This is a genomic window from Methylobacterium sp. J-059 (assembly GCF_022829485.1).
Lineage (GTDB): Bacteria > Pseudomonadota > Alphaproteobacteria > Rhizobiales > Beijerinckiaceae > Methylobacterium.
In genome coordinates, this window is sequence record NZ_JAKSYA010000179.1 from 1 (window position 1) to 5,783 (window position 5,783).

The 5,783-nt window shown below is 60.6% G+C and carries 8 protein-coding genes; 2 read left to right on the forward strand and 6 right to left on the reverse strand.

Translation table 11 applies throughout. The features are described 5' to 3' along the window. From MKK55_RS27605 to MKK55_RS27625, 5 genes are all read right to left on the reverse strand, one after another. Positions 1–261, reverse strand: a 261-nt coding sequence (locus tag MKK55_RS27605; RefSeq protein WP_243938848.1) for a TadE/TadG family type IV pilus assembly protein, incomplete at its 3' end; no start/stop codon positions are given. Positions 262–708: 447 nt separating this feature from the next. Beyond that, positions 709–1,641, reverse strand: a complete 933-nt coding sequence (locus tag MKK55_RS27610) for a molybdopterin-dependent oxidoreductase (RefSeq protein WP_243938849.1) — start codon at positions 1,639–1,641, stop codon at positions 709–711. After that, positions 1,638–2,519, reverse strand: coding sequence for a cytochrome b/b6 domain-containing protein (locus tag MKK55_RS27615; protein WP_243938851.1), 882 nt, complete (start codon positions 2,517–2,519; stop codon positions 1,638–1,640). The genes MKK55_RS27610 and MKK55_RS27615 overlap by 4 nt, the downstream gene beginning before the upstream one ends. Before the next feature lie 78 nt (positions 2,520–2,597). Next, positions 2,598–2,819, reverse strand: coding sequence for a hypothetical protein (locus MKK55_RS27620; protein WP_243938853.1), 222 nt, complete (start codon positions 2,817–2,819; stop codon positions 2,598–2,600). Positions 2,820–3,078: 259 nt separating this feature from the next. Further along, on the reverse strand, positions 3,079–3,366 hold the full coding sequence (locus MKK55_RS27625) for a PilZ domain-containing protein (RefSeq protein ID WP_243938854.1): 288 nt from the start codon (positions 3,364–3,366) through the stop codon (positions 3,079–3,081). A gap of 171 nt (positions 3,367–3,537) precedes the next feature. On the opposite strand from MKK55_RS27625, the gene MKK55_RS27630 reads away from it, so the two are divergent. Both MKK55_RS27630 and MKK55_RS29430 read left to right on the forward strand, forming a co-directional pair. Next, positions 3,538–4,089, forward strand: coding sequence for a MucR family transcriptional regulator (locus MKK55_RS27630; protein WP_243938857.1), 552 nt, complete (start codon positions 3,538–3,540; stop codon positions 4,087–4,089). A gap of 674 nt (positions 4,090–4,763) precedes the next feature. Then, the gene (locus MKK55_RS29430) at positions 4,764–4,856 is read left to right on the forward strand and encodes a DUF6894 family protein (RefSeq protein WP_409566136.1); all 93 of its coding nucleotides are present in this window, start codon (positions 4,764–4,766) and stop codon (positions 4,854–4,856) included. A gap of 445 nt (positions 4,857–5,301) precedes the next feature. Here MKK55_RS29430 and MKK55_RS27635 read toward each other — a convergent pair whose 3' ends face one another. Further along, the gene (locus MKK55_RS27635) at positions 5,302–5,454 is read right to left on the reverse strand and encodes a hypothetical protein (protein WP_243938859.1); all 153 of its coding nucleotides are present in this window, start codon (positions 5,452–5,454) and stop codon (positions 5,302–5,304) included. Positions 5,455–5,783: the final 329 nt, after the last annotated feature.

The window sequence follows — 5,783 nt, forward strand, 5'->3', positions numbered from 1 at the left end:
GACCGCCGCGCTGGTCGTCCCGCTGTTGGCGATCTGGAACTGGCCGGTGAACAGGCCGCGCACCGCGTTCTGGACGGTGCGGTCGAAGTTCTGGCCGGCCCAGATCACGAACGCGATCTGGATGATCGCGCCGACCAGCGCCAGGAAGGGCAGCGACACGAGGGCGAACTCGACCGCCGCGGCCCCCTCGGTGGCGGTTGCGAACGTACGAAACGTTCGGACCGGCCGCGCACGGGCTGGAAAGATAGGGCGGTAGAGCATAGCGTCGTCGGCGGACTCGGAGCAGTCAACCAACGCTAGAGGCGAATATCTAAAGCAAAATTAATGCTCCTGCGTACCGAGACTATATTCAAAGCACAAATCTGTAATATAAATCAATCACAGGTTGCATTACAAATTATTTTATAGATCATTTGAAGCATATTGTTACAAATATTTTCTGTCTTTGACCCGCCTGTTCGACGGAAAACCGACCGTTTTCTCGACGGCAAGGGCCGGCAGCTACCGACCCATTGCAGGCCTTGGGAACTTCTGCTCTCAGGCTCTCGGTGAAGCCGCGTCAAATGATTGGAACGGGCGAAGTTCTGCCCGTCCGCTCCTGGACAAAAAATTGGGGCTAGCGGTCGTTAAATATCTGCCACGTTTTGACCTTCCGCCGCCTCCCGTGAAATCAGGTTCACGTCCCGAAGCCGACGGCGCGCAGACGGCTCAGATGCCGGCATACCAAGCGTAGCCCTGATCCTCCCAGTAGCCGCCCTTGCCCTCGCCGATGCCGGCAAGGCTCGCGACCACCTCGATGCGCATCACGTACTTGGCCTGCTTGTAGCCGAGGTTGCGTTCCGCGCGCAGGCGCAGCGGGGCGCCGTTCGAGACGGGAAGCGCCTTGCCGTTCATGTCGTAGGCGAGGATGGTCTGCGGGTGGAACGCGTCCACCAGGTCGATGCTCTCGTAGTAGCGGACAGGCTCGCCGGCGGTGGCCGCGGTTTCGTCGGACGCCTGCTGCCCGCCCGAGCTCCGTTTACTCTCCCCGCCGCCCGACTGCTTGGTCATAGCCGGGTTGGCATTGCCCGCGGGCGCCGCCTCTTCGGGACCGCCGTCCTGTGCGGTGTCCGTACCACCATCGTCCTCGCCCCGGTCCATGGTGTCGGCGCAGTGGAACACCACGTAGCGCGCCTCCGGCTTCAGCTTGGCCCGGGTGAGGAGATCGGCGAGCGGCGTCCCAGTCCACCTGCCGATAGCGCTCCATCCTCCGACGCAATCGTGCCGGGTGATCTGGGTGCGCGCCGGTAGCTTGCGAAGCTCGGCTAGGGACAGCTTGAAGGGAGCCTCCACGAGGCCGCCGACTTCCAGGTGGTACTTGGCGAACTTGCCTTTCGCCAAGGCCTTGTAATCCTTGTCCGGCGGGTCCTCGGTGCCGTTCGGCTTGAACCACGGCGAGATGTCGGCCTCGGTGTATTCTGGCGCCAGGCTGCGTTCGGTGAGGAGCAGGCGCTGGACGAACAGGTTTGCGTCCTCGCCGGTCTTGAGCGTTCGCTGGAACCACACCGCGTTGCCGAGGCGGTCGCACCCGCCAAGCATGGCCGCCGCGGATGCGGCGGAAGCCCCCTTTAGGAGGGAACGTCGGCTCGGTGGGCGTCTCACGCCCGGGGCTCACCCGTGGCGCCGGTCGGCTCGACCTTGCGCTCGATCACGAACCAGCCGGTCACCATGCCGCGCATGTTGTTCCAAAAGCCCGAGAGCAGGACCAGGGCGATGTGCACGATCACGAACAGGACCAGCAGCGCCGCCACGACGAAGTGCACCGTACGCGCCGATTGCCGGCCGTCGAACAGGGTCAGCAGGAACGGAAAGGCCGCATCCATGGCTGGCGACATCGCCAGGCCCGCCAGTACCTGCAACGGCAGAAGCACGAACAGAACGAGGGCGTAGGTGAGCTTCTGGATGATGTTGTAGCGCTTGGCCTCGTCGCCCTGCGGGAAGCGCAGGGTGAGGTGCTCCCAGACCGAGGCGCCGAAGTGCCGGACCTGGTCGCGCGACGGGATCACCCGGAACCGGAGTTGCCCACTGAACAGGCCGTAGAGCAGGTAGAGGGCGCCGTTCAGGACGAAGGCCCAGGCGAAGAAGAAGTGCCAGCTGCGTCCGCCGGTGAGGTCCTGGTCGCTCGGCAGGGTCAGCCAGGACGGGAAGCCGCGATCCGCTGGGTCGCCGTCGGCACCGGCGGACGAGCCGAGATAGCCGGTGGTATCGAAGGTGCGCCCGAGGACCGTGGTCACGCCCTGGGGCGGATCGTTTTCGGTCGAGGACATCGCCAGGAGCGGCGTGTCAAAGGTCGAGACCTTGCCCCAGTACAGGGCTGGGTGAGCGTTGAAGATCTGCAAGCCGCTCATCAGCAGCACTAAGAGACAGATCGCATTCACCCAATGCGTGACGCGGATGACGACCGGGTGCCGGAACGTCCAGCGTCGTGTCTCGACCTCGCCCGTGTCGGGTGCTGAGCGCGTCAGGTAGGTGCGTGGCAAACGGCCTCCCTCGGGGCGATTTTTTAAAAGGGTGGAGGCCCCTGGATCAGGGCCTCCGGCAGTACAGGGCGCCTCAAATTACATGCCACGCTTCATCATCATGCGCTTCTTCATCATCCGCTTCCGCATCATGCGCTTCTTCATCATCATCCGGTCGCCGTGCATCATGCGGACCTGAGTCACGCCGGTATCGGAATTTAGGCCGTTGACGGCCATCGGGGCGGCCGATGCGGAGCCGGCGGCCAGCGCCACGCCGCCGAGGGCGGCCAGGGCGGTGAGGGCGAGAGCGAAGTTTTTCATGCATGATCTCCTATGGAGGTGAACATATTATCCAACCCACTGAACAACAGCATTATCGTATTGCCGTTCCCTACATTCGAAAACTAATTTTATATACTATGATAGTTTTACAGTAAGCAGCGCGCACTCAAATCAAGGCTTGCAGCCTGGACACGATACTTTCGTCGCGTATCGCTACGGCGCTGGTCAGCAAAAAGTTTCAGGACGCCCAGGCACGGATGCCGCCGAATTAGGGTCCGGACCCTAAGCCGCTACGTACCTAGCCGCTGGCCCCACCGGTCACGGGGGTCGTGATGCCGAGGATCGATAGCCCGACGAAGGGACCGCGGCGCCACACGACACACATGCGCACGGACCGCTGAGAACCTTGCAGCGTAAGTTCCAAACAATCCGTCAGCGGTTCCTTTTGCGAGACCGAGATCCGGGCACCTTCCTTCGAAACGTCACGCACCACACAGGGGATCTCATCCCCGGCATCCGTGCGGATTGCTCCGATGATCATCGTCTCCCGGCGCGGAGACTGCCGCGGGTAATCAGGTTCGTCCATGCTGTTTCGTCCATCGAATGACGATGGAATATCCGTTGAATGGTTCAGAAAGGCTGACTTAAGAAGTAGATCGTACGAAATTTAGAAGGATTTTTAGTCGCAGACTTCCACTCTGGCGAGATATATGCAGGGTGCCTGCTTCTGCAGGTTGCATAGGATTGACAGCTGGTTATGGATGAGACCGAACACACACTGACAGGCCGCAGCATCGAGATGACGGCCGAACTCGTTGCCGCCTTCGTATCAAACAACAGCGTGCCGGTTGCCGAACTGCACAATCTGATCGCCAGCGTGCATACCGCTTTGGGTGGCCTCAGCAACGAAGCCCCCGCGGAGCCCGCTGGTCCGGAAAAGCCAACCGCGGCCCAGATCCGCAAGTCGGTCACGCCGGACGCGCTCATCAGCTTCGAGGATGGCAAGCTCTACAAGACGTTGCGCCGGCACCTGACGATCCGGGGCCTTACCCCCGAGAGCTACCGGGCGAAATACGGCTTGGCTGCCGATTATCCGATGACGACGGCTAACTACTCGGCGCAGCGCTCGGCCCTGGCGCATTCGCTCGGTCTTGGTCAGAAGCGGCGCAAGGCGGCTCCGAAGGCTGCTGATACGGGAGAGACGATCTCCGAGGAGCCCAAGACCCGTGGTCGGAAGCCTAAGGTCGTAGAAGCGTCTAAGGCAGCTCCGAAGGCCCGCGGCCGTAAGAAGGCTGCCGAGACGGCCTGAGGCCGCTCAGCGCCCAATGCCGGCACATCACACCTGCATCCGGTCTGACGGTGGCTCAACCGCGTTGCGGCATCCTGCATCTGGGCCATGCACTGCGTATTGGCCCGGCGCAGGTGATCTGGGGCTCACGACGGCGTGTGGTGGGAAGTGGACTGTGGTGCAGGTGCAGCTGATCGAAGCGCGCACCGCTTAAGATCGACGCTGACAATTTGGACTGCGACGAGCAGGGCGTGACCGGGAGACCGGCGCGCTCTTCTTCGTGAAAGGTCTGGCGGATCGATCACAACTGATCAAGGCTACGCTTGTAGGTTGTGCGTCGCAGCAATTCCCTGGTGCTGTTTTACGACGGTTTTTCAAGGCGATTGGCGTGGAACCAATTGCGTAGAAACCATCTTTTGATCATATTAGCTATCTCAACTTAAAATTGATGGGGCCTGCGCCGGCCTCCTTCCGAGACCAGTAGCAGAGCGCAAAATGCGACATCGGGATCACTGCGTACCCCTGTCTGGCCCAGACTCTGATCCTGTCCTCTACGGCGTAGCTCAGGGATTGGCTGAGTTGTTCCCACCGGTCGAGCTGACGCCGGTTCGTGATGACCAGGGTGAGCAGATCGATGAGGCAGACCCGCTCGCTGACGACGCTTGAAAGCAGACGAATAGAGATCGAGGTCTTCGATGCCCCGTTTCTACCTTCACCTGCGTGATGGCGACGATCTCATCGAAGATCCAGACGGATCAGACCTTCCCAACGTTAAATCGGCGAAATAAGAAACTCGTACATCAACGCGATATTTACTCGCAGAAAGGCTTTGCGAAGGCAAAGTGATCGATGGCCGGCGATTTGAGATCGTAGACGAAGTAGGCAATCTGTGCGCCGTAGTGTGGTTGAGAGAGGTTATTAGATTTGCTTAAAATGCGCGATGCTTGGTATGCAGCTGGCTCGGGGAGCTATGACTGTGATTGGGCCCCTTTGGACTAATTTTTATAGCTCAGGTCGTCAAACACCATTCAAGGTGGGTGTTCGTCGTGCGCTGGTAGAAGCGTTTCCGCTTGTCATCAATGACGCGATGCCAGCGCGAATGAAGCTCGCGCTTGAAGCCTTGGGGACGCTCGATCCCGTAGGCGTGGCAGATCAACCGAGAGAAGCTCTCGATAAACCGAAACTGACGGCCGGAGCGGGCTTGGTCAGCACGCCCTCTGCCGTGTAGGCCGCCTACGCCACCACTTCGCCCGTCCCCATCATTTCGGTGAGTACGCTGCTCAGATAGGCGCCTAAGCGCTTGAGGGCACCCTTATCGGGAGCATCAATCCAGAAGCTGATCAGACCCAGCTTGCCCTCAAAACGACGAAGGACCGACTCGCCCATCAATGCCGCCTCCCGCTCGGTTTGTGCGAACTAAGGTCCGCTGAATGCCAGCGGCGAGGATGGTGATTTCGTAGGGCGTCACGCTTGGCATACCAGCCGAACGTGCTGCACTGCAAAATCATTGCGTGCTTTGGCGTGTTACTTTTTTGGTTTTCAGGCCGCCTCGGCGGGCTCCGCATCGTGCAACGACGGCACGTAGGCGCACCACTGGCAGATGCCCATATCTGCCGCCCGCCTGTCATTCCGCTGTGAGCAGTGCGGGCACACCCTGAGTAGCAGTTTGAAGCCGGTCAGGACCCCCTGACCGCGTCCCCGGAATGTAATCTCGC

Coding starts and splice junctions, on each gene's coding strand:
- MKK55_RS27620 (WP_243938853.1), bottom strand. CDS start 2,819: ATGAAAAACTTCGCTCTCGCCCTCACCGCCCTGGCCGCCCTCGGCGGC.
- MKK55_RS27625 (WP_243938854.1), bottom strand. CDS start 3,366: ATGGACGAACCTGATTACCCGCGGCAGTCTCCGCGCCGGGAGACGATG.
- MKK55_RS27630 (WP_243938857.1), top strand. CDS start 3,538: ATGGATGAGACCGAACACACACTGACAGGCCGCAGCATCGAGATGACG.
- MKK55_RS29430 (WP_409566136.1), top strand. CDS start 4,764: ATGCCCCGTTTCTACCTTCACCTGCGTGATGGCGACGATCTCATCGAA.
- MKK55_RS27635 (WP_243938859.1), bottom strand. CDS start 5,454: ATGGGCGAGTCGGTCCTTCGTCGTTTTGAGGGCAAGCTGGGTCTGATC.